At 69.1% G+C, this 19,558-nt stretch carries 22 protein-coding genes and 1 other RNA gene; 4 read left to right on the top strand and 19 right to left on the bottom strand.

From position 1 onward, the window contains the following. From rnpB to ACFY9N_RS08970, 4 genes are all read right to left on the bottom strand, one after another. Positions 1–363, bottom strand: an RNA gene (rnpB, locus tag ACFY9N_RS08955) — RNase P RNA component class A. Between the two features lie 35 nt (positions 364–398). Beyond that, a complete protein-coding gene (locus tag ACFY9N_RS08960) occupies positions 399–2,099 on the bottom strand; it encodes a bifunctional 3'-5' exonuclease/DNA polymerase (RefSeq protein WP_391478140.1) in 1,701 nt (566 codons plus the stop codon). 19 nt (positions 2,100–2,118) lie between these two features. Continuing rightward, positions 2,119–2,850, bottom strand: coding sequence for a zinc ribbon domain-containing protein (locus ACFY9N_RS08965; RefSeq protein ID WP_391478142.1), 732 nt, complete (start codon positions 2,848–2,850; stop codon positions 2,119–2,121). Between the two features lie 33 nt (positions 2,851–2,883). Next, positions 2,884–3,309, bottom strand: coding sequence for a YchJ family protein (locus ACFY9N_RS08970; protein ID WP_391478144.1), 426 nt, complete (start codon positions 3,307–3,309; stop codon positions 2,884–2,886). Positions 3,310–3,351: 42 nt separating this feature from the next. On the opposite strand from ACFY9N_RS08970, the gene ACFY9N_RS08975 reads away from it, so the two are divergent. Continuing rightward, positions 3,352–4,200 carry an aldo/keto reductase gene (locus tag ACFY9N_RS08975; RefSeq protein WP_391478145.1) on the top strand — a complete coding sequence of 283 codons (849 nt, stop codon included), beginning with the start codon at positions 3,352–3,354 and terminating at the stop codon, positions 4,198–4,200. Positions 4,201–4,206: 6 nt separating this feature from the next. On the opposite strand, the gene ACFY9N_RS08980 is transcribed toward ACFY9N_RS08975, so the two are convergent. After that, positions 4,207–5,043 carry a helix-turn-helix transcriptional regulator gene (locus tag ACFY9N_RS08980; RefSeq protein WP_391478147.1) on the bottom strand — a complete coding sequence of 279 codons (837 nt, stop codon included), beginning with the start codon at positions 5,041–5,043 and terminating at the stop codon, positions 4,207–4,209. 100 nt (positions 5,044–5,143) lie between these two features. Between ACFY9N_RS08980 and ACFY9N_RS08985 the strand changes: the two genes are divergently transcribed. Then, positions 5,144–5,908, top strand: a complete 765-nt coding sequence (locus ACFY9N_RS08985) for an SDR family oxidoreductase (RefSeq protein ID WP_391478149.1) — start codon at positions 5,144–5,146, stop codon at positions 5,906–5,908. A gap of 66 nt (positions 5,909–5,974) precedes the next feature. Here the strand turns inward: ACFY9N_RS08985 and ACFY9N_RS08990 are convergent, their stop codons facing one another. Then, positions 5,975–6,928 carry an L-lactate dehydrogenase gene (locus tag ACFY9N_RS08990; RefSeq protein ID WP_391478150.1) on the bottom strand — a complete coding sequence of 318 codons (954 nt, stop codon included), beginning with the start codon at positions 6,926–6,928 and terminating at the stop codon, positions 5,975–5,977. A 41-nt stretch (positions 6,929–6,969) separates the two neighbouring features. Between ACFY9N_RS08990 and ACFY9N_RS08995 the strand changes: the two genes are divergently transcribed. Then, the gene (locus ACFY9N_RS08995) at positions 6,970–7,893 is read left to right on the top strand and encodes a methyltransferase family protein (RefSeq protein ID WP_391478151.1); all 924 of its coding nucleotides are present in this window, start codon (positions 6,970–6,972) and stop codon (positions 7,891–7,893) included. Between the two features lie 230 nt (positions 7,894–8,123). Beyond that, the gene (locus ACFY9N_RS09000; protein ID WP_391478152.1) at positions 8,124–9,212 is read left to right on the top strand and encodes an AAA family ATPase; all 1,089 of its coding nucleotides are present in this window, start codon (positions 8,124–8,126) and stop codon (positions 9,210–9,212) included. 16 nt (positions 9,213–9,228) lie between these two features. Here the strand turns inward: ACFY9N_RS09000 and ACFY9N_RS09005 are convergent, their stop codons facing one another. The 13 genes from ACFY9N_RS09005 to ACFY9N_RS09065 form a co-directional block, all read right to left on the bottom strand. Continuing rightward, positions 9,229–9,543 carry an HU family DNA-binding protein gene (locus ACFY9N_RS09005; RefSeq protein WP_247622327.1) on the bottom strand — a complete coding sequence of 105 codons (315 nt, stop codon included), beginning with the start codon at positions 9,541–9,543 and terminating at the stop codon, positions 9,229–9,231. Between the two features lie 124 nt (positions 9,544–9,667). Beyond that, positions 9,668–10,231: a hypothetical protein gene (locus tag ACFY9N_RS09010; RefSeq protein ID WP_391478154.1), complete on the bottom strand. Its 564-nt coding sequence runs from the start codon at positions 10,229–10,231 to the stop codon at positions 9,668–9,670. A gap of 3 nt (positions 10,232–10,234) precedes the next feature. After that, the gene (locus ACFY9N_RS09015; protein ID WP_391478155.1) at positions 10,235–10,645 is read right to left on the bottom strand and encodes a flagellar assembly protein FliW; all 411 of its coding nucleotides are present in this window, start codon (positions 10,643–10,645) and stop codon (positions 10,235–10,237) included. Continuing rightward, on the bottom strand, positions 10,642–11,529 hold the full coding sequence (gene flgL, locus ACFY9N_RS09020; protein ID WP_391478157.1) for a flagellar hook-associated protein FlgL: 888 nt from the start codon (positions 11,527–11,529) through the stop codon (positions 10,642–10,644). Before flgL ends, ACFY9N_RS09015 begins: the two co-directional genes overlap by 4 nt. A gap of 14 nt (positions 11,530–11,543) precedes the next feature. Then, on the bottom strand, positions 11,544–12,950 hold the full coding sequence (gene flgK / locus ACFY9N_RS09025; protein WP_391478158.1) for a flagellar hook-associated protein FlgK: 1,407 nt from the start codon (positions 12,948–12,950) through the stop codon (positions 11,544–11,546). Positions 12,951–12,957: 7 nt separating this feature from the next. Next, on the bottom strand, positions 12,958–13,419 hold the full coding sequence (locus ACFY9N_RS09030; protein WP_391478159.1) for a flagellar protein FlgN: 462 nt from the start codon (positions 13,417–13,419) through the stop codon (positions 12,958–12,960). 143 nt (positions 13,420–13,562) lie between these two features. Continuing rightward, the gene (gene csrA / locus ACFY9N_RS09035) at positions 13,563–13,811 is read right to left on the bottom strand and encodes a carbon storage regulator CsrA (RefSeq protein WP_391478160.1); all 249 of its coding nucleotides are present in this window, start codon (positions 13,809–13,811) and stop codon (positions 13,563–13,565) included. A gap of 88 nt (positions 13,812–13,899) precedes the next feature. Then, positions 13,900–15,966 carry a flagellar biosynthesis protein FlhA gene (locus ACFY9N_RS09040; RefSeq protein ID WP_391478161.1) on the bottom strand — a complete coding sequence of 689 codons (2,067 nt, stop codon included), beginning with the start codon at positions 15,964–15,966 and terminating at the stop codon, positions 13,900–13,902. A 63-nt stretch (positions 15,967–16,029) separates the two neighbouring features. Further along, entirely contained in the window at positions 16,030–17,133 is a 1,104-nt protein-coding gene (locus ACFY9N_RS09045) for a flagellar biosynthesis protein FlhB (RefSeq protein WP_391478162.1), read from the bottom strand. After that, positions 17,130–17,891 carry a flagellar biosynthetic protein FliR gene (locus tag ACFY9N_RS09050; RefSeq protein ID WP_391478163.1) on the bottom strand — a complete coding sequence of 254 codons (762 nt, stop codon included), beginning with the start codon at positions 17,889–17,891 and terminating at the stop codon, positions 17,130–17,132. Before ACFY9N_RS09050 ends, ACFY9N_RS09045 begins: the two co-directional genes overlap by 4 nt. Next, positions 17,891–18,166, bottom strand: a complete 276-nt coding sequence (gene fliQ / locus ACFY9N_RS09055; RefSeq protein ID WP_391478164.1) for a flagellar biosynthesis protein FliQ — start codon at positions 18,164–18,166, stop codon at positions 17,891–17,893. The genes ACFY9N_RS09050 and fliQ overlap by 1 nt, the downstream gene beginning before the upstream one ends. Next, positions 18,163–18,969: a flagellar type III secretion system pore protein FliP gene (gene fliP, locus ACFY9N_RS09060; protein ID WP_391478474.1), complete on the bottom strand. Its 807-nt coding sequence runs from the start codon at positions 18,967–18,969 to the stop codon at positions 18,163–18,165. Before fliP ends, fliQ begins: the two co-directional genes overlap by 4 nt. 159 nt (positions 18,970–19,128) lie before the next feature. Continuing rightward, a complete protein-coding gene (locus tag ACFY9N_RS09065) occupies positions 19,129–19,557 on the bottom strand; it encodes a flagellar biosynthetic protein FliO (protein WP_391478165.1) in 429 nt (142 codons plus the stop codon). Between the last annotated feature and the right edge of the window lies 1 nt (position 19,558).

Consider the following 19,558-nt stretch of genomic DNA (forward strand, 5'->3'; position numbering starts at 1 on the left):
CGAATGGGCCGACCTGTACGCCGGGTTCTGTTCCGGGGTTCTTCGCCCCTTCGACGGCCATCTCTCTCGGCGACACGTTGCCGTGCCGCTCCAGCGGTCTACCCGAGGACTCGGCGAGCCGCGTCAACATCCTCTGTCTGACCTTGCTCCGGGCGAGGTTTACCTGGCGGGACATGTCACCATGTCCCCCGGTGGTCTCTTACACCACCCTTTCACCCTTACCCCCGGCGAACCGGGGGCGGTCTGCTCTCTGTGGCACTGTCTCGCGGATCACTCCGGGTGGGTGTTACCCACCGCCCTGCCCTGTGGAGCCCGGACGTTCCTCGGTGCGGTTGCCCGCCACGCGACCGTCCAGTCGACCCATTCGCGTCTGCCAGTCTACGACGCCGGACCGCGCATCATTTCTCCGCGGACTCGGTGACGCGCAGATCCAGGGGCACATCGATCGGGAAGCTGCCGAACAGACGGGTCGTCGCGATGGCCGCCGCTTCGCGCACGGCGTCGGCCGCGGCATCCGCAAGCTCGGCGGGCACGTGCAGGATGACCTCGTCGTGCAGGAAGAACGCGAGGTGCGCGGCATCCGCGAAGGGGCCGGATGCCTTGGCCGGCGTCGCAGCAGTGGGCATGCCGCGCAACCGATGTCGGATCTCCGCGAGCCAGATGAGCGACCACTCCGCCGCGGTGCCCTGCACCACGAAGTTGCGGGTGAATCTGCCCCAGTCCCGCGCCCGACGGCGCGCCTGCGTCACCACGACCGGGTCGACATCGGCGCCGGTGGCGGCGGACTGGAGCGCCGCCCATTCCGCGGACGGCTTCGGCGACGAACGCCCGAGCCACGTCGACACGACCCCGCCGTCCTCCCCCGTCCGCGCCGCGGCGTCGACGAGCGCCATCGCTCGCGGGTACACCTTGCGCAGGCGCGGGACGAGGCGCCCGCTGTCCCCCGTCGTCGCTCCGTACATGGCGCCGAGCACCGCGTACTTCGCCTCCTCGCGCGTGGCGACCGCGCCGGAGTCGACCACCCCGGCATAGAGGTCTCTGCCCTGCGCTGCGCGCGCCATCGCGGCATCCGATGCCATCGCCGCGAGCATGCGGGGCTCGAGCTGGGCGACATCGGCGACGACCAGCATCCACCCGGGGTCCGCCCGCACGGCGGGTCGCAGACTGCGCGGCAGCTGAAGCGCACCGCCACCGGCGGAGGCCCACCGACCCGTCACGACGCCGCCCGGGATGTACACCGGGCGGAACCGGCCACGATGCACCCACTCGGCGAGCCACACCCACCCGTTCGCGCTGAGCAGGCGCGACATCTTTTTGTACTCCAGCAGCGGCTCCACGACCGGATGCTCGTACTGCGCGAGCTCCCATTTGCTCGTCGACTCGACGGGCACCCCCGCGCGGTGCAGCGCCCGCAGGAGCTTGGGCTGGCTGTCGAGGTGCAGCGTGGCATCGCCGAGAATGGTGCGCACCTGATCGCCGAGCGCGAGCATCTTCGCCGGGAGTCCGCCGGCGAGGGAACGAGCGCCGAGCGTCCGAGTGAGGATCTCGTGGTGCACCCCCTCGTTCCACGGCACGCCCGCGGCGCGCATCTCCTCGGCGACGAGACCACCGGCGGACTCCGCGGCGCAGAGCAGAGCGAGTCTGCCGTCGGACGCCGCCGCGATCACATGCCGCTGCGCACGGTACTGTGCGAGCGCCTCGACGACGGTGTCCACGCGCGCGTCGGACTCGAAGAGGTCGAACAGGCCGGGCTCGGCATCGGGAGCATCACGCCGCACCCAGTTCTCCGAGGGTTCGAGCGGCTGCGGGACTGATGCCGTGTCACGCAGGATCGCGTGGCACAGGAGCAGATCGTGGGTGCGCCCGAGACGGATCCCCTCGGCGAGCAGAGGCGCGTACGTCTCGCGTGCGCTCCGGATGATCCATCGCGGCGCGTCCCGTTCCTCGGCCTCGGCGACCCAGCCAGCGAGGTCGCGGGCGCTCAGGTGCTCGCGACCGACTTCGACATCCGCAGCGTCGAGATCGACCGCGATGTGCGCGCCGCTGCCGACGGCGGCCAGCAGAATGCGTCGCTCGGACGCTGTCGGCGACGCGCTCACGACGAGGGCGCCGCGGGCATCACAGTCCCGATTCCTCCGTGCGCACCAGGATGCAGCCGCACTCGGGGCACGAGACGACCGCATCGTCGGCGGCGCGACGGATCTCGGCGAGATCGGTGCCCGGCAGCATCATGCGGCATCCCTCGCACGTGCCACGGGTGAGCAGAGCCGCACCGGCGCTGTTCGCCGTGCGACGTGTGTACTCCGCGAGGAGGTCGGCCGGAACGTTCTCGGCGACGGCCGCGCGATCGCGTGCCAGTTGGACACCGAGTTCGGCAGCGGCAGCGACGTCGGCCTTGCCCTGCGCGCTGAGGGTCGAGCCCTCGGCCGTGGTGATGTCGATGAGCGCCTGCTGAGCGGCGACGGCGGCCTCGGCCTCTTCGACACGACCCATGACGTCGAGCTCGGCGTCTTCGAGATCGCTCTGACGACGGGCGAGACTCGCGATCTCGTGCTCGAGGGCCTGCGCCTGCTTCGGATCGGTCGCGACGGCGAGGCGCTCGGCATCGCGGGCGCGGCGCTGCTCGACGAGCTTCACGTCGGACTCGAGACGCGTCAGTTCGGTGCGAGCGTCGTCGCGGGTGCCGGTGAGCGCGGTGAGCTCGCGCAGCTGCTCCTGACGGATCGCCACCAGCTCGTTGATGCGCGCGGCCTGCGAGGGGTGGGTGCGGGCACGATCGGCCTGCGCGATGCGCCGATCGAGGTCGGCGATGTCGAGCAGGATGCGCTGGTGTTCGGAGCTGGCGTTCACGCTGTCCAATCTATCGCCTGGCGGGCGCGACCATCACAGCAGGTCGCCGTCGACGTACAGCCACCGGCGCTCCTCCCGCACGAACCTGCTGCGTTCGTGCAGTGCGCCACGAGAGCCGTCCTGCACCCAGTGCGCCGCGAACTCCACGACGCCCTCGCGGTCGAAGGGGCCGCCCGCCTCCCGGTCGAGCACCACGAGCCGCCGCCAGTGCAGGTCCGGTTCGATCTCGATCGACGACGGGCGCGTGGAGACGTGCCAGGTCGTGCGCAGGTGCGCGACGTCTCCGACCACGAACGCCGTGTAGCGCGAGCGCATCAATCGCTCAGCCGTCGGGGCGCTGACCTCGGCGCGGAGGATCGGCCCGCAGCATCCGCCGTAGACGTCTCCCGATCCGCACGGGCATCGTGCGGAGTCGGTGATCGCCGTGTCATGCGGCGCCATCTCCGCCTCGGATGTCATCCCCCCAGCGTACGCTCGAGACACCGACCGAGAAGGAGCACCGTGAGCACCCAGCCCGCCATCCCCACGTTCACCGCCCACAACGGATTCGCCCTGCCGGCGATCGGATTGGGGACGTACGCGCTCAACGGCGATGCCGGAGCGGATGCGGTGACCGGCGCCATCGGTGCCGGGTACCGCCTCATCGACTCCGCCTTCAACTACGAGAACGAGGGATCGGTGGGACGCGGCGTCGCGGCATCCGATGTCCCCCGCGGCGAGATCATCGTGACCACCAAGCTCCCCGGTCGGCACCACCCCGCCGAGAAGGCACGGACGAGCATCGAGGAGAGCCGTTCACGTCTCGGCCTCGACATCACCGACCTGCACCTCATCCACTGGCCCAACCCGAGTCAGGACGAGTACGTGCAGGCGTGGGCCGCCCTGGTCGACGCGCAGCAGCGCGGCGTCGTCCGCCAGATCGGCGTCTCGAATTTCCTCCCGGAGCACCTCGAGCGCATCGAGCGCGAGACCGGGGTGCGACCCGTCGTGAACCAGATCGAGGTGCACCCCTACTTCCCGCAGAGCGAGCAGCTCGCGTATCACCGGGAGCACGGCATCCTCACCGAGGCCTGGAGCCCTCTCGGTCGCGCGAAGGAACTGCTCGACGAGGATGTGATCCGCGAGGTCGCCGCCTCCCACGGCATCACCCCCGCGCAGACGGTGCTCGCCTGGCACGTCGCCCGCGGCACCGTCTCGATCCCGAAGGCCTCGTCTCTCGAGCACCAGGTCGCCAACCTGGCCGCCGCCGAGGTCGCGCTCGACGAGGCGGAGGTGCTGGCGATCACGGGGCTGGGGCGTGCGGACGGGCGACTCTTCGACGCCGACCCCGCGCACCACGAGGAGTCCTGACCGAGATCAGACCTTCTGCGTGCCGAGCACGCGGAGGAACTCGAGCTTGCTCGCCGCCTCACTTCCCGGCGCGGCGGTGAGCACGATGAGCGCCTGCGATTCGTCCTCGGTGAACAGCGCCTGGCAGTCGACCTCGATCTCGCCGAGCTCGGGATGGACCATCGTCTTGTGCTGCTCGAACCGCCTGCTCACCTCGTGGTTCTCCCAGAGGCCGGTGAACTCGTCGCTGCGCTCGGAGAGCTCTCGGACGATCTCGCCGGCGCGCGACCGCGCGCCCATGACGCCGTGCGCCGCGCGCAACGACGCCACCAGAGCGCGGCTCTGGCGAGCGTGGTCGGCCGCGGGATAGCGACGGCGCTCCGTCTCGGGCATCGCGAACCAGCGGTAGATCCCACTGCGTTCGAGCCCGGTCAGCGCGCTCGCATCACCGAGGAGCGCCCGGGCGGCGTCGTTCTGCACGAGCACCTCGTCGAGCACAGAGACGACGAACGCCGGAGTGTCGTGCAGGCGGTCGAGCACGCGCAGGATGCCCGGACGCACGTAATCCGTGACGTGTGCCCGATCGGGAGCGCTGTAGCCGCACAGCCGATAGAGGTAGTCGCGCTCGTCCTCGCTGAGCCGGAGTGCGCGGGCCAGCGACGCGAGGATCTGCGCACTCGGCTGCGGTCCCCGCCGCTGCTCGAGGCGCGTGTAGTAGTCGGTCGACATCGTCGCGAGCTGCGCCACCTCCTCGCGACGGAGTCCGGCCGTGCGCCGACGCGGTCCCGCCGAAAGCCCCACGTCATCGGGGGTCAGCGCCTCCCGTCGCCGCAGGAGGAAGTCGGCCAGCGCATCGCGATCCATCCCCCGAGTATCCCTCGGCCGGTCGACGCGATCCAGGGACGGACGGTCCCTGGATCGACCATCTCTGGAGCGGCTCGCGCGGCCGATCGAGGCTGGACGCATGAACATCAGCGGAAACACCATCTTCATCCCCGGTGCGACGAGCGGGATCGGCCTCGCGCTCGCACTCAGCCTGCGTGATCGCGGCAACACCGTGATCGTCGGCGGCCGGCGCACCGACCGACTGGAGGCGATCGCCGCCGAGCACCCGGGTCTCGGCACCGTACGCATCGACACCGGGGATGCCCGGAGCATCGAGGACGCCGCACGCACGGTGCTCGCCGAGCATCCGTCGCTGAACGTACTCGTCACGATGGCGGGCATCATGCGCGCCGAGGACTGGCGCACGCCCGAGGGCTTCCTCTCGACCGCCGAGGAGATCGTCACCACGAACTTCCTCGGACCGATCCGTCTCATCGCGGCATTCATCGAGCACCTGCGCAGCATGCCGGATGCGACGATCATGACCGTCTCCTCCGGCCTCGCCTTCGCCCCGCTACGGGTCACCCCGACTTACAACGCGAGCAAGGCGGCGATCCACATGCTCAGCGAATCGCTGCGTCTGCAGTTCGCAGGATCCAGCGTGTCGATCATCGAGCTCGAGCCCCCGGCGGTCCGGACCGACCTCATGCCGGGTCACGCGGAGAACGACGCGGCGATGCCGCTGGACGAGTTCGTCTCCGAGGTCATGGCGCTGCTCGAGACCCACCCCGACGCCCCGGAGGTGCAGGTCGAGCGCGTGAAGTTCCTCCGCTACGGCGAGGCGCGCGGGGATTACGCGCAGGTCGTCGCCGCCCTCAACAGCACCGATCCGCACGGGAAGTGACAGCGGGCGGGGTGTCGGGCAGAGCCCCGGCACCCCGCGCCTCCGCGTCCCGTCGGGCGGGAGCAGTCAGGCGCGTAGGCTCGTGGCGGCCGAGCGCAGCGCGTCGGCAGACCCTCGCAACAGCGAGAGCTCGCCATCGGAGAACGAGGTGTTGCGGATCGGGACGGCGCCCGAGGCGCTGACGATCGACGGCACCGAGAGCGCGACGCCGTCGATCCCGTGGAAGTCGTGGAGCACCGTGCTCACGGGCATCACGGCATGTTCGTCGTGCAGGATGGCTTCGACGATCCGGGCGCTGGATAGTCCGATCGCGTAGTTCGTCGCCCCCTTGCCCCGGATCACCTTGTAGGCCGCATCGCGGACGTCGACCGCGATCTCGTCGAGCTCGGCGAGTGTGAATCGCGGATGCTCGGGCGTCTCCCACTCGAGGATCGGCACCGTCCCGATCGTGGCGCGCGACCACAGGGGGAACTCCGTGTCGCCGTGCTCGCCCACGATGTGCGCGTGCACGCTCGCCGTCGAAACGCCCGCCCGCTGCGCCAGCTTCCAGCGCAACCGCGAGGTGTCGAGAACCGTGCCGGAGGCGAAGATCCGCTCGGGCGGCAATCCCGTCTCCTGTTGGGCGATGACGGTGAGCACGTCGCACGGATTGGTGACGATCACGTACACCGCGTTCGGAGCCACCTCGAGAAGCTGCGGCATCATGCGTCGGATGATCCCCGCGTTCACGTCGGCGAGCTCGATGCGCGTTTGGCCGGGATTCTGCTTCGCCCCGGCGGTGATCACGACCACATGGGAGCCGGCGGCGACGGAGACGTCGCTGCCGCCGATGATGTCGCTCGTGCCGGTGAACTGCGTGCCGTGCGCGAGATCGAGCACTTCCGCCTCGACCTTCTCGGTCGCGATGTCGTAGAGGGCGACATGCCGCGCGGATCCCCGGATCAGCGCCGCATAGGCCACGCTCGAGCCGACGCTTCCCGCGCCGACGACCGTGAGCTTCGAGTTCTCGATGATCTCCATGCGCCCAGTGTGGCAGGTGACCGGGTGGATAGCATGGGGCGGTGTTCGCCGGCATCCGCATCGCTCCCCCGGCAGCACGCGCGTACTTCGTGCTTCAGGCCGTGGCCGGCGGATGCTGGTGGGTCGGGGTGTTCCTCGTCCCCGCGATCCGCGTCGCCACGCTCGACGGGCTCCCGGTGCTCCCGATCGCGCTGGCCGACATCCCGCTCTTCGTCGGCGGGTCGGCGCTCGCGGCCTTGGGCGTGCGCGCGGCGATCTGGATCATCACGCCCTGGGCCGCCCTCGTCGCGGTCGCAATGGTGGTGTACGCGACGGCGACCGGTTCAGCAGGGTGGGGTGCGCTGCTCATGGTGGCCGCCGCGGGCGGGAGCCTGGCGGCAGGGATCGTGATCGCGCTCGGTCGGGCACCCTTCGGGTGGATCGCTCGGGGACCGTTCGCCTTCCGTACCACCCGCATTCGCGGACGCGCGCGGGTGGCGGCCCGAACCGGAGTGCAGACGCTGTTCTTCTGGGGGTTGTTCCTCGGCATGCTCCCCGCCCTCATCGCGGCTTTCGAAACCCGATGGGGTCTGCATTTCGAGATGCCGCCCGGCATCCGCGTGACCGGTGTCGTGCTGTTCCTCGCGGCGACGGCACTGGGGCTCTGGTCGGCCATCACCATGTCGTCGCTCGGTGAGGGCACTCCGCTCCCGTCCGACATGGCGCGCCGCCTCGTGATCGCCGGGCCCTACCGCTTCGTGCGCAACCCCATGGCGGTCGCCGGTATCGCACAGGGCGTCGCGGTCGGACTGATGCTCAGCTCCTGGCTCGTGGTGGTCTACGCCCTGTGCGGGTCGCTGATCTGGAACACCGCCGTGCGGCCGATCGAAGAGGCTGATCTCGCTCAGCGGTTCGGCGAGGAGTACGCCGACTACCGCCGTCGTGTCTCCTGCTGGGTGCCGCGACTCGCAACGTCCCCCACGTAAACGAGGAAAATTCACGACCGACACGCCGTTTCTCGCTTGTCGTCCGGGCCTCCGGCGTGAAATGGTATCCCGGGCGGATCCCCCACCGCTCGTCCTCCGGTTCCTGCGTGACTCCCCTAAACGCCGGAACCTTCTGCTCCGTACGTGTCTTCTCGCCCCTGGGCCGAGCGAGCTGTGCGGTGAGCCGCGAATCCGACCGATCGACCATCGGGGAGCGAAGGAGGAGGGTGTTGTCCAGCACCTACATCGAGACCGGTGGTCACGTCCGTGTCTACGACAACGCCGTCCGCACTCACCCCGCGTTCCCCGCGGGCACCTATCGGGTCAGCTTCACCTCGAAAGAGGGGTTCAGCCTCGTGCGCATCGACGATCTGACCGTCGGCGCGGAGCGGGTCTACGGCGGCCGCGATCGCAAGGTCGCCAAGATCTTCCGTTCCTACGCTCTCTCCGACCGCAGCCTCGGGGTGATGCTCTCGGGCGACAAAGGCATCGGCAAGTCCCTGTTCCTGCGCATGGTGGCGGAGGCCGCTCGTGAGCAGGGCCTCCCCGTGGTCGTCGTCTCCGAGGACCACGACGGCATCGTGGAGTTCCTCGACAGCCTCGACGAGTGCCTCATCGTCTTCGACGAGTTCGAGAAGATCTTCCCGGCCGGACGCCGCGGGATCTCCGACGGGCTGAACCGGCAGAATCAGTTCCTGTCTCTGTTCGACGGGCTCTCCTCGGTGAAGCGGATCTACTGCCTGTCGGTGAACGCGATCGCCGACGTGAGCACGTACCTCGTCAACCGACCCGGTCGGTTCCACTACCACCTGCGGTTCGACTACCCGGGCCCCGACGAGGTGCGGCAGTACCTTCTCGATCAGGCGCCGAACGCTCACCCCGACGAGATCGAGAACGTCGCGCTGTTCTCGCGCCGCGCCCGGCTCAACTACGACCATCTGCGCGCGATCGCGTTCGAGCTGCAGCAGCCCGACACGCTGTTCGCCGAGATCGTCGACGATCTCAACATCAAGGCGGTCGAGCCGGGCACGTACCGGATCGAGGCGCGCTTCCCCGACGGCAAGATCTGGTTCGACGAGGTCGAGATGAACCTGTTCGAGCGTGGAGACGTCGGACGCACGTTCGAACTGCGCAACGGCACACGTTCGCTGTTCGCGTCGTTCGTTCCGCGCGATCTGATCTTCGAACCCGACGGCAGCATCTTCGTTCCGATCGACCGCCTCGATCTGCTCGGTGACGACGACGAGGAGCCGGAGATCTATCCGACGACCGTCAGCCTCGCGCTGGTCGCGCAGGCGACGTACGGCTTCGGCCTCTGACGCGCACCGTCGCCCTTCAGTCGGTGACCTTGACGCGACGGTTGACCTCGCGCGTCGCGGAGAACTTCAGGACCGTGTAGTCGGTGACCTCACCGGTTCCCTCGTCCTTGCCGAACTGAACGCGGTGCCCCTTGTGGGTCTGCGGGTAGAACTTGCCGAAGTTGGTGAGCGTGACGGTATTGCCCTGGCTGACAAGATCGAGGAGTTCGTCGATCATCGCGTTGTAGGCCGTCTGCGCGGCGAAGACCGAGATCCCGCCGCGTCGCGCGAACCGCTGCACGAACTCGCGTTTGCTCACGCGATTGGCCTCGAGCGTCTTGGATGTGCTCATGCTCTGTACCGTCCCCTGGTGTGTTCGCTCGTCGCCGAGCGTCTTGCGCTGCGCCCCTGCAGCTGCACCGGTGATTCGTCGAAGGCCCCCCTGCGACGAACCGGGATCAGCGAGGCCCCAGCCCTTACCCCTCAGAGGATAGTGCCTCTTCCTTGGTATATGCGGTGAACTCTGGTTTCACCTGGTTCTTCCGTGTTTTCACTGATTCTCGGAGGGTTCGCGCCGCAGCGGTCGATCCGTCGATCTGCGCGCGGATGTCGCGTCCGTGCTCGTCGACGTCGACCGAGAGGTCGGTCACCTCAAGGGTCTTGGTGTTCACGACGACGTCGCCGTCGTTGATCAAGAGGTCGGCCTTCACCCCGTAGGCGCGGCCGACGACCGCTCCGCGCGCATCACGCAGCGGGGTCGTGTTCTCGCCCGCCGTCTCGGCGATCGCGGCGAGCTGGGCGGCCGTGTACCGGGCCGAGTTCTCGAACGCGCCCGCGGATGGCTCCTCCTTCGTCGGAACGAGGGCGAGCTCCGTCTCACCCGGCGCCCGACGATCGCCGGGGTGCACCCGTGCATCCAGATGGTGGACGATGTCACCGTCGGCACCGGCGAAGACTACGCGGTCGACGTACGCGAGAACGACGAGGTTGACGCCCTTCATCGCCCCCGGTCCGTGCGTGCGGGATCGCAGATCGACCATCCGTCACCGTCCGCCGAGAAGGGAACGGATCGGATAGGCCTGATCCTCGAGAATCACCTGCGCCGCGCGTCCGGTGCCGGGATGGACGACGATCGGTGCGCGCAGGTTCACATGCACACCGTCTTCCCCGGGATTCGCCACGACCAACACCTGGAGCGCATCTCCCGCCGAGGCGCCCAGCTCTGCGCGGACGGATGCCGGCACCTTCGGCGCGTACGCGCGATCGACGTACGGCGCCTCCAGGACGAACAGGCGCACATCGGCATCCGTCGTACGGAGTGCGTGCAGACCGTCGGCTCCCGCGATGCTCTCGAGGGTGAACGTCGTGTGCGGAGCGAGGCCGAGCAGGGGCGCGGCGAACTCGATCACGGGCGCCGTGGGCTCGATGCCCGCACGGGCGGTCGTCGCGGTCATCGAAGGAACTCCAGGAGGTTGGTCTGCAGCGACTTCGCGGTCACCTGCAGGGCGGATTGGAACACGAGCTCGGCGGACTGCAGCCGCACGAGCACTTCGAGGCTGTCGACGTTCTCGACCTCGGCGCGACGCGCCTCGAGGTCGGTGGAGGTCGCGAGGTTCTGCGACGCCGCGCGCTCGATCTGCACCTGTCGCGCGCCCGTGGTGCCGCGCGCCGAGACGACGTCCTTCAGACGTGCGTCGATGTCATCGAGCCGTGATCCCACATTCGCTCCCCCGCGCAGTTCGGCCGCGATGTCGTTGAGCAGCGCGAACGCGCTGTTCGCCCCCTCCCCGAATGCCTGCGAACCGTCGAAGTCGACGCGCACCGTCTCGTTGTCGCTGATGCGTCGCTGCACGCCGTCTCCCGGGCTGCCGTGGAACACGAAGGTGTCGGGATCGAACGCAGCGCCGGAGTCGCCGGTCCCGGCGAATACGCTCCGCCCCAGCACCGTCGTGTTCGCCTGGGCGAGCAGCTCGGCGCTGATCGTCTCGAGTTCCTCCGCGATGGACTCCCGCGCGGTCGGGCTGAGCGCACCCGAGTTCGCGCCCTGCGCCGTCAGATCGCGCGCGCGGTTGAGGAGGTCGGTGCTCGCACCGAGCGCGGTGTCGACCGTGGTGACCCAGGCCATGCCGTCGCTGAGGTTGCGGGCGAACTGCGCGACTCGCGCCTGCTCGCCGTGTACACCGAGAGTCGTCGCCGCGGCGGCGGGATCCTCGCTCGGCGTGCGGAAGGCGCGCTGCGATGCCGCCTGGTTCTGCAGGCGCTCGCGGTCGACGAGGTTGGTCTGCAGTGTGCGCAGCGACTGCTGCGTCATCGTGCTGCTCGTGATGCGTCCGATCATGGTCGTCTCCGGGGTCAGCGGCCGACCAGGCCGGTGCGGTTGATGAGCAGGTCCAACGCCTCGTCCATGGCGGTGAGCACACGGGCGGCGGCCTGATAGGCGGTCTGATAGGTCAGCAGGTTGATCGTCTCCTCATCGCCGTCGACCGAGGCGTTCGACTGCTGCGCGGTGACTGCCGCCACGGCGCCCATATCGGCGATGTCCGCCCGCTGCAGATCGCCGGCGACCGAGACCGCGAAGCCGGTGACGAAGGTCGCCCAGGTCTTGCTCGGCCCTGTTGCGGACGCGCCGAGCGCGCTGATGCGGTCGGCGATCGTCGTATCCTTCGCTCCGGCGCCCGGGGCGGCCAGCGCGAGCTGATCCAGGCCGGTGGGGACGACGCTCAGCCCGAGCGCCGCAGGGGCCGTGGCGTCGACAGCGAAGAAATCGCCTCCGGCGACGCCGGTGGACGTCACTCCGGTGCGGTGCAGGTCGTTGACCGCGGCGGCGAGGGCTGCGGCGGTGTCGTTGTACGCTGCGGCGACGCTGGCGAGCGTGCCACCGTCCGTCGCCGGAGCGAGCGCGCTGACGGTGCCACCGATCACACCGCCACCGACCGCGACCGGCACGTCCGGCCGATCCGACCACGACACGACGATGCGGCCGGCATCCGCGATCTCGCGCGGACCGCTCACCTGCAGCGAACGGCTGCTGTCACCCGAGACGAGGGCGTTCCCGTCGACGCGGAGCGTGAGGGTGCCGTCCGATTCGACGACCCCCGTCGCACCGATCGCGGACGAGAGCTGCTGCGCGAGCACGTTCCTCTGATCGATCAGCTCATTGGCGTTGCGCCCCGCGTGCAGAGCATCGCGGATCTGACCGTTCAGCGTCGCGACCTGGCCCGCCACCGCGTTGACGTCGGCGATGTCTCGGTCGACCTGCCCGCGCAGATCGCCCCACTGCCCGGCGACGGCCTGATATCCCGCGGCGATCTGACCGACGAGGACCTGGGCGTTCGTGAGCACGACCTGCGCCGCAGCGGGCTCCGGGGTGTTCGCGAGATCGGACCAGCCGGCCCAGAAACGGTCGAGGTTGGCGGCGAGGCCGTCAGCGGTCGGCTCCGCCATCGCACTCTCGGCGTGCGCGGCAGCCGTCGCACGCGCGCTCCAGAACCCGGAGGTCGAGAGGGCATCGCGAACACGTGCGTCGAGCACGGCGTCACCGAGGCGCGCGACTCCTGTGATCGAGACGCCTCCGCCGATTCCGAGGCCGCTCTTCCAGAGCCCTGTCTGGCCGACGCCGGAGAGGGGTGCCTGATCGACCCGCTGGCGGGTGTACCCCGTCGTGGTCTGATTGGCGATGTTCTGACCCGTCACGGTCATGCCCGCGCGGGCGGCGGAGAGGGCGGATTCCGCCAGACGAAGACCTGCGAACGAAGACATGGTCACCTCACATCCGGGTGTCGAGCAGTCGGGCGTCGCCGCCGCGGACGACGTCGCCGGCCGGCGTGTACTCGCCGGTGGGCTCACCGAGGCCGGCGATGGTCTCCTGGGTCACGCGGATCGCGGTGCGCAGACGCTGCTCGTTGACCTGCTTCATCTGCTCGATCTCATCGGCCAGTGCGGTCATCGCGGACAGGTGCCCCTCGAGCACCTCGCGCCAGCCGTCGGAGGGTGCCGCGGCGATCAGTTGCCGCAGTGTCGTCGCCTCGGGCACGCCCCACTCATCCGCCACGGCCACGACGAGGGCATCGCGCGAGAGGGCGACGGTCGGCATCGCCGCGAGCACGCGCTCGATCTCGGTCGATGCGTGGCGGATCCAGCGGTTGCGGCCGGTCGCGAGCAGCATCTGCTGCTCGTCCAGCTTGAACAGCAGGGTCTCGAGCAGCTCGCGCTCGCGCAGCAGGTGCATGCTCAGATCGTGAGCGGCCACAGGGCGTCACCTCGTCGGGTCGGATCGTCGCTGACGGGAATCCCCGTCACATCCACGACTATCGCGACATCACCGACGCGAGTAACTCGACACGCATGGGGAGAAGTCCCCATTGACACCCGTCAGGATGCTCCACTCAGGCGTCGCAGAGCACCGAGCAGCGCGCTCTCGGCAGACTCGTCGCCCGCCGTCTGGACGGCCTCCTGATTGGCGTCCCCGACCGCGAGCACGATCTCGGCGCGGTTGATGCGAGTGTCGCGCGGGGCGTCGATACCGACCCGCACCCCGCTCGGCGTGACCGCCAGGATCGTCACCGTGATGTCGTCGCCGATCACGATGCTCTCGTTCGCACGCCTCGTCAGAACCAGCATCTCGTCCGCCTTCCCTGGCTGCGGCGCCTACGCGCCATCCTGATCACCAAGGTACTGCATGCGCTCGTAAACGAGCGGAATCAGCGGGTCAGCCCGCGGCACTGGGAAGGGCGGACGGCGCGATGCGCACGACCCCGACCACATCCGTCGCGTGACCGGCGGCACCGGCCTCGTCGTAAGACAGCACGGGGAGGGATTCGACCTGCGGCGCCAGCATCCGACGCACCGCTTGACGCAGGGACGGTGCGCACACGAGCACCGGCTCCGGCCCCGCCTGCGCCAGCTCCGAGACCGTGCGGCGCACGCTCTCGAGCACCTGCAGAGTCGCCTCGGGCGTGAGCACGATCTGAGGGCTGCCGTCGACGACGCGCATCCCCTCGAGCATCTGCTGTTCGAGCATCGGATCGAACATGATGACCCGGATGCGTCCGTCCTCCGCGAATCGCGCGGCGATCGCGGGTCCGAGGGCCGCGCGCGCGGAGTCGATGAGCCCGGGGATCTCGGTCGAGGTCTTGCCCCGGAGCACGAGCGCCTCGTAGATGCGCGCGAGGTCGTTGATCGGCACGCGCTCCGCCAGCAGGCCGGCGAGCACCCGCTGGATCGCCGCGAGCGAGAGCACTGCCGGGGTGAGTTCCTCGACCGTCGTGGGGCTCGTCTGCTTCAGGTGCTCGGTCAACTGGCGCACATCCTCCAGGGACAGGAGCCGGTGCGCCTGGCTCTGCACGATGTCGGACAGATGCGTGATGATGACGCTCGCCCGGTCGATGACCGTCGCGCCCGCCATGTCGGCCGCGTGGGACATCTCGGTCGGAACCCACTTGCCCTCGAGACCGAACACCGGATCGACGACGGCCTCGCCGGGCAGCTGCTCCAGCCCGGTGCCGATCGCCAGAACATGGCCGCGCGGCACGGCGCCGCGTCCGACTTCGACGCCGGCGATGAGGATCGCGTAAGTCTGCGCCGGCAGATCGATGTTGTCGCGGGTGCGCACGGGGGGCATCAGGATGCCGATGTCGAGCGCGAGCTTGCGGCGGAGCGACTTGACGCGGGTGAGCAGATCGCCCGAACCACCGGCGGCGAGATCGACGATGTCGGTCGAGAGCGAGATCTCGAGGGCATGCACCCGCATCCGATCCATGAGGTCGTCCGGGCCCTCGGCGCCTGCATCGGCCGCCTCCTGCTGGAGGGCGTCGGCCTCGCGTGCGGCATCCCGCTCCTGGTTCGCCTTCACCCGCGACGCGGCGAACAGCAGTACGGCGCCGATGCTCGCGAACACGAGCAGCGGCATCCCGGGGATGAACCCCATCGCGATCGCGGCGAGACCGGTGATGACCAGGGCGTTGCGCGACTGCATCAGTTGCCGCGCCGCGGCCTGGCCCATCTCGGCCTCGACGTTCTCGCGCGTGACGATCATGCCCGTCGAGACCGCCATCAGCAGTGCCGGGATCTGGGTCACGAGCCCGTCGCCGATGGTCAGGATGCTGTACGTCTCGAGCGCCTCCCCCATCTCCATGCCGTGCTGGGCCATGCCGATGATGATGCCGCCGACGAAGTTGATGACGACGATCACGATGCCCGCGATCGCGTCACCCTTCACGAACTTCGAGGCACCGTCCATCGCCCCGTAGAAGTCGGCCTCGGCCGCGACCTCGGCACGGCGCCGGCGCGCCTCGGCGTCGGTGATGAGTCCGGCGTTGAGGTCGGCGTCGATCGCCATCTGCTTGCCGGGCATGGCATCGAGGGTGAAGCGCGCGCCGACCTCCGCGACGCGCTCCGCGCCCTTGGTGACCACCACGAACTGGATGACGGTGAGGATCAGGAAGATCACGGCACCGATCACGAGCGATCCGCTGATCGTGATCTGCCCGAACGCCTGGATCACCTGGCCCGCGTGCGCCTCGCTGAGCACCAGACGCGTGGATGCCACGTTGAGCCCGAGGCGGAACAGCGTCGCCACGAGCAACAGGCTCGGGAACACCGAGAAGTCCAGCGGCTTCTTCACGAACATCGCCGTGAGCAGGATCAGAAGCGCGAACGAGATGTTCACGACGATGAGCACGTCGAGCAACGGTGTCGGGATCGGCACGATGAGCAGGAGGATGATCCCGACCACACCGACGGGGACGGCTCCCTTCGACAGCAGCTGACCGATCATGCGTCCTACCTTCTCGTTCTCGGTGTCTCAGGGTTCGGTTCGGGGCTCAGGGGCGGGCTCGGGTCAGAGCCCGCGGTCGCGGGTGCTCGCGAACGGCATCGTGTGGGTTCCGCGCGCCGAGCCGCGCCGCTTGAGGTGCTCGATGAACGCGAGCACCTGGGCGACCGCAGTGTAGAGCTCCTCGGGGATCTCGCGTCCGATCTCGCAGGCCGCGTGCAGGGCGCGGGCGAGCGGGATGTCGCGCACCAGCGGGACGCCCGACTCCTCGGCGCGCTCGCGGATCTTCTGCGCGACGATCCCGGCCCCCTTCGCGACGACGCGCGGCGCCGACTTCCCGGGCTCGTAGCGCAGTGCGACCGCGACGTGCGTGGGGTTGACGAGCACGACGTCGCTGTCGCCGACCGCCGCGATCATGCGGTTGCGGCTGAGAGCGATCTGCCGGGACCGGCGCTGCGAACGCACGAGCGGGTCGCCCTCGGTCTTCTTGTGCTCGTCCTTCGCCTCCTTCTTGGTCATGTGCGTGTGCTTGCGGTTGCGGCGCAGCACGACGGCGACGTCGACGGCGGCGAGGAGGATGCCCACGACGACGGCGACCTGCAGGAGGGCGAGCACTCCCCCGGCGGCCTGCTCGACGAGCCACGTGATGTTGTGACTGCCGCTGGCCAAGAGCACGGGCACGAGCCCGGAGACGACGATCCAGAGGGCGAGACCGATGGCCACCGTCTTCAGGAGCGCTTTGGCACCCTCCCAGAGCGCCTGTCGCCCGACGACCCTCTTCAGGCCGGTCACGATGTTGAACTGCTCGGTGCGCATCGTGACGCCGCGCAGGTGGATGCCACCCTGCGCCACGGCCGTGGCGGTGGTCGCCAGCAGCACGACCACGAGCATCGGAAGCAGGATGCCGCCCATCGACGAGAGCGCCGTTCCGAGCACCTCGACCGCGCTGTCGGACGTCGGATGCTCGGCCATCGGCGAGACCCGCAGGAAGAGCTCGGTGAGCGCCTGGGTCGCCGAGGAGATCGCCGGGAGCGACATGATCGCGGCGGCGGCGATGCACACCCAGGCCGTGAAGTCCTGGCTGCGACCGATCTGCCCCTTCCGACGAGCCTCCTTGAGGCGGCGGTCGGTCGCCTTCTCGGTCCGTTCACCGGTGTCTGTCTCGCTCATCGGGTCACCTCCAGCAGGAGGCGCGCGGCATCGTCGGCGATCGCGGCGACCACTCCGGGGAGCGCCGCGTACACGAAGCCCACGAGCAGGAGCGTGAGTCCGATCTTGATGGGGAAGCCCATCGCGAACGCGTTGAGTGCCGGCGCGACGCGGGTCACGAGCCCCAGTCCGACGTCGGCGAGGAAGAGGACGATGAGCAGAGGGCCGGCGATCTGCACGGCGCTGAGCATCATCTGCCCCGCCGCGCCCACAAGCGCCTCGGCCGGACGCGCGAGATCGATCATGCCCGTCACGGGCACCGCATCGAACGAACGGAAGAGGCCACCGAGCACGAGCTGATAGCCGTCGGAGGCGAACAGCAGCACGATCGCGGTCATCTGGAACAGGCGGGTGAACTGGGCGCCGTTCACGGCCATCCCGGGGTCGAACGCCTGGGCGAGCTGGAACCCCCCGAAGGTGTCGACGAGATAGCCGGAACTCTGGACCGCACTGAAGAGCACCATCACCAGGAAGCCGAGGAGGGCGCCGGTGAGGGCCTGACCGACCAGGGCGAGCAGGAAGCCCCCGGTGTCGAGACGCTCATAGCCCGCGGTGACCACCGGCGACACCGCCAGCGCGAGACCTGCGCCGAGCATCGCGCGGATCCGCATCGGCACGGTGCCGTGGCTGAACGGCGGTGCGATCACCAGGAATGCCGTGATCCGCACGCAAGCGAGAGCGGTCGCCTCGAGCCAGGTGAAATCGATCGGGATGTGCATCAGCCGCCGTTCAACAGCGCCGGTATGCGTGCGAACAGCTCGTTCGAGAACGCGATCATCTCGGAGATCATCCAGTGCCCGCTCACCAGCAGCGCGATACCGACCGCGACGAGCTTCGGCACGAAGGAGATCGTCATCTCCTGCACCTGGGTGATCGACTGCAGCAGCGAGATCGCGAAACCGACCACGAGCGCGGTGATCAGGAGGGGCGCGCAGAGCTTCGCCGCGAGGATGAGCGCCGCCTGACCGATGTCGATGACCGCTTCGGGGTTCATCCGCCACCTCCGGCGTAGGACTGCACGAGGGCGGTGATGACCATGCCCCAGCCGTCGATGAGCAGGAACAGCAGGATCTTGAACGGCAGCGAGATCATGACGGGCGGGAGCATCATCATGCCCATCGACATCAGCGCGCTCGCGACGACGAGATCGATGACGAGGAACGGCACGAAGATGATGAACCCGATGAGGAACGCCGCACGCAGCTCGCTGAGCATGAACGCCGGCACCAGCGTCTGCAGAGGGATGCTGGAGGGATCGGTGGGGTTCTCGATCTGCGCGGCGCGGTGCATCAGGGCGATGTCCTCTTCGCGCGTGTACGCGAGCATCCACTGCCGCAGGGGTTCCTGGGCGAGCTCGAACGCCCGACCGAAATCGATCTGACCGTCGGTGAACGGCGCCACCGCGACGGTGTTGATGTCGGTGAGCACCGGCCACATGATGAACAGCGTCAGGAACAGGCTGAGGCCGGCGAGCACCTGGTTCGGCGGGATCGAGGGAAGCGACAGGGCGTTACGGGTGAGAGCGAGAACGACGAAGATCTTCGTGAAGCTCGACATCATCAGCAGCAGTGCGGGGGCCACGCTGAGCACCGTGATGCCGAGCAGCGTCACGATGCTGTCGGACGGTGTTCCGTTGATGCCGTTGATCGTCACGCCCTCGCCGTCGCCCGACTGCGCAGGAACGGCGGATGCCGCGGCATGGGCCGCCGCGGAGCCCCACAGCACGAAGACAGCCACGAGAACGAGAGCGGCAGCGACCAGGACGGCGATCCGGCCGCGGGCTCGCCACGCGCGCATCGTCGGCGCGACGGCGAGGGCTGATGCGGGCACGGCGGCACTCCGAAGATGGGTGTCGTGGCCGATCCGTAGCCAGGGGGCGAGCGATCCGTGCTCACCGAGGACTATCGCGACAGCGGTCGTCCCGCGTAACCGGGTGGTCGAGGGGGCGAGTGCCGGTCAGGCGACGCTGGTGAGCGGTGGCCGCTCCGCACCGTCGTCGTGCGCAGCGTCGTCTGGCGCGTCGACGAGCGCATCCTCGATCCCTGCGGGGGCCTCCTGCGTGTCCACGACGCTGACACCGCCCTCCGTGACGCCGAGCACATAGCGGATGCCGCCGAACTCCGCGACGACGAGTTGCGCCTTGGCCCCGATCCCACTGCGGGCGACGACCGTGATCTTCTCGGGGCGTGGCCGCGCGGACTTCGGCGCCGAGGAACGCGGGGGGCGGAGCACGGACAGCCTACCGAGTTTCCTGGGCAGGAGGCCGTCCAGCGGGCTGCCGCCCTTCGCTCCGGCCTTCTGCAGACGGCGGCTGAGGAACAGCAACAGGCCCAGCACCGCGGCCAGGGCCACGATCATCCGCAGTGCGACGAGGATGTCGTCCATG

The organism is Microbacterium sp. NPDC008134 (assembly GCF_042957055.1).
Lineage (GTDB): Bacteria > Actinomycetota > Actinomycetes > Actinomycetales > Microbacteriaceae > Microbacterium.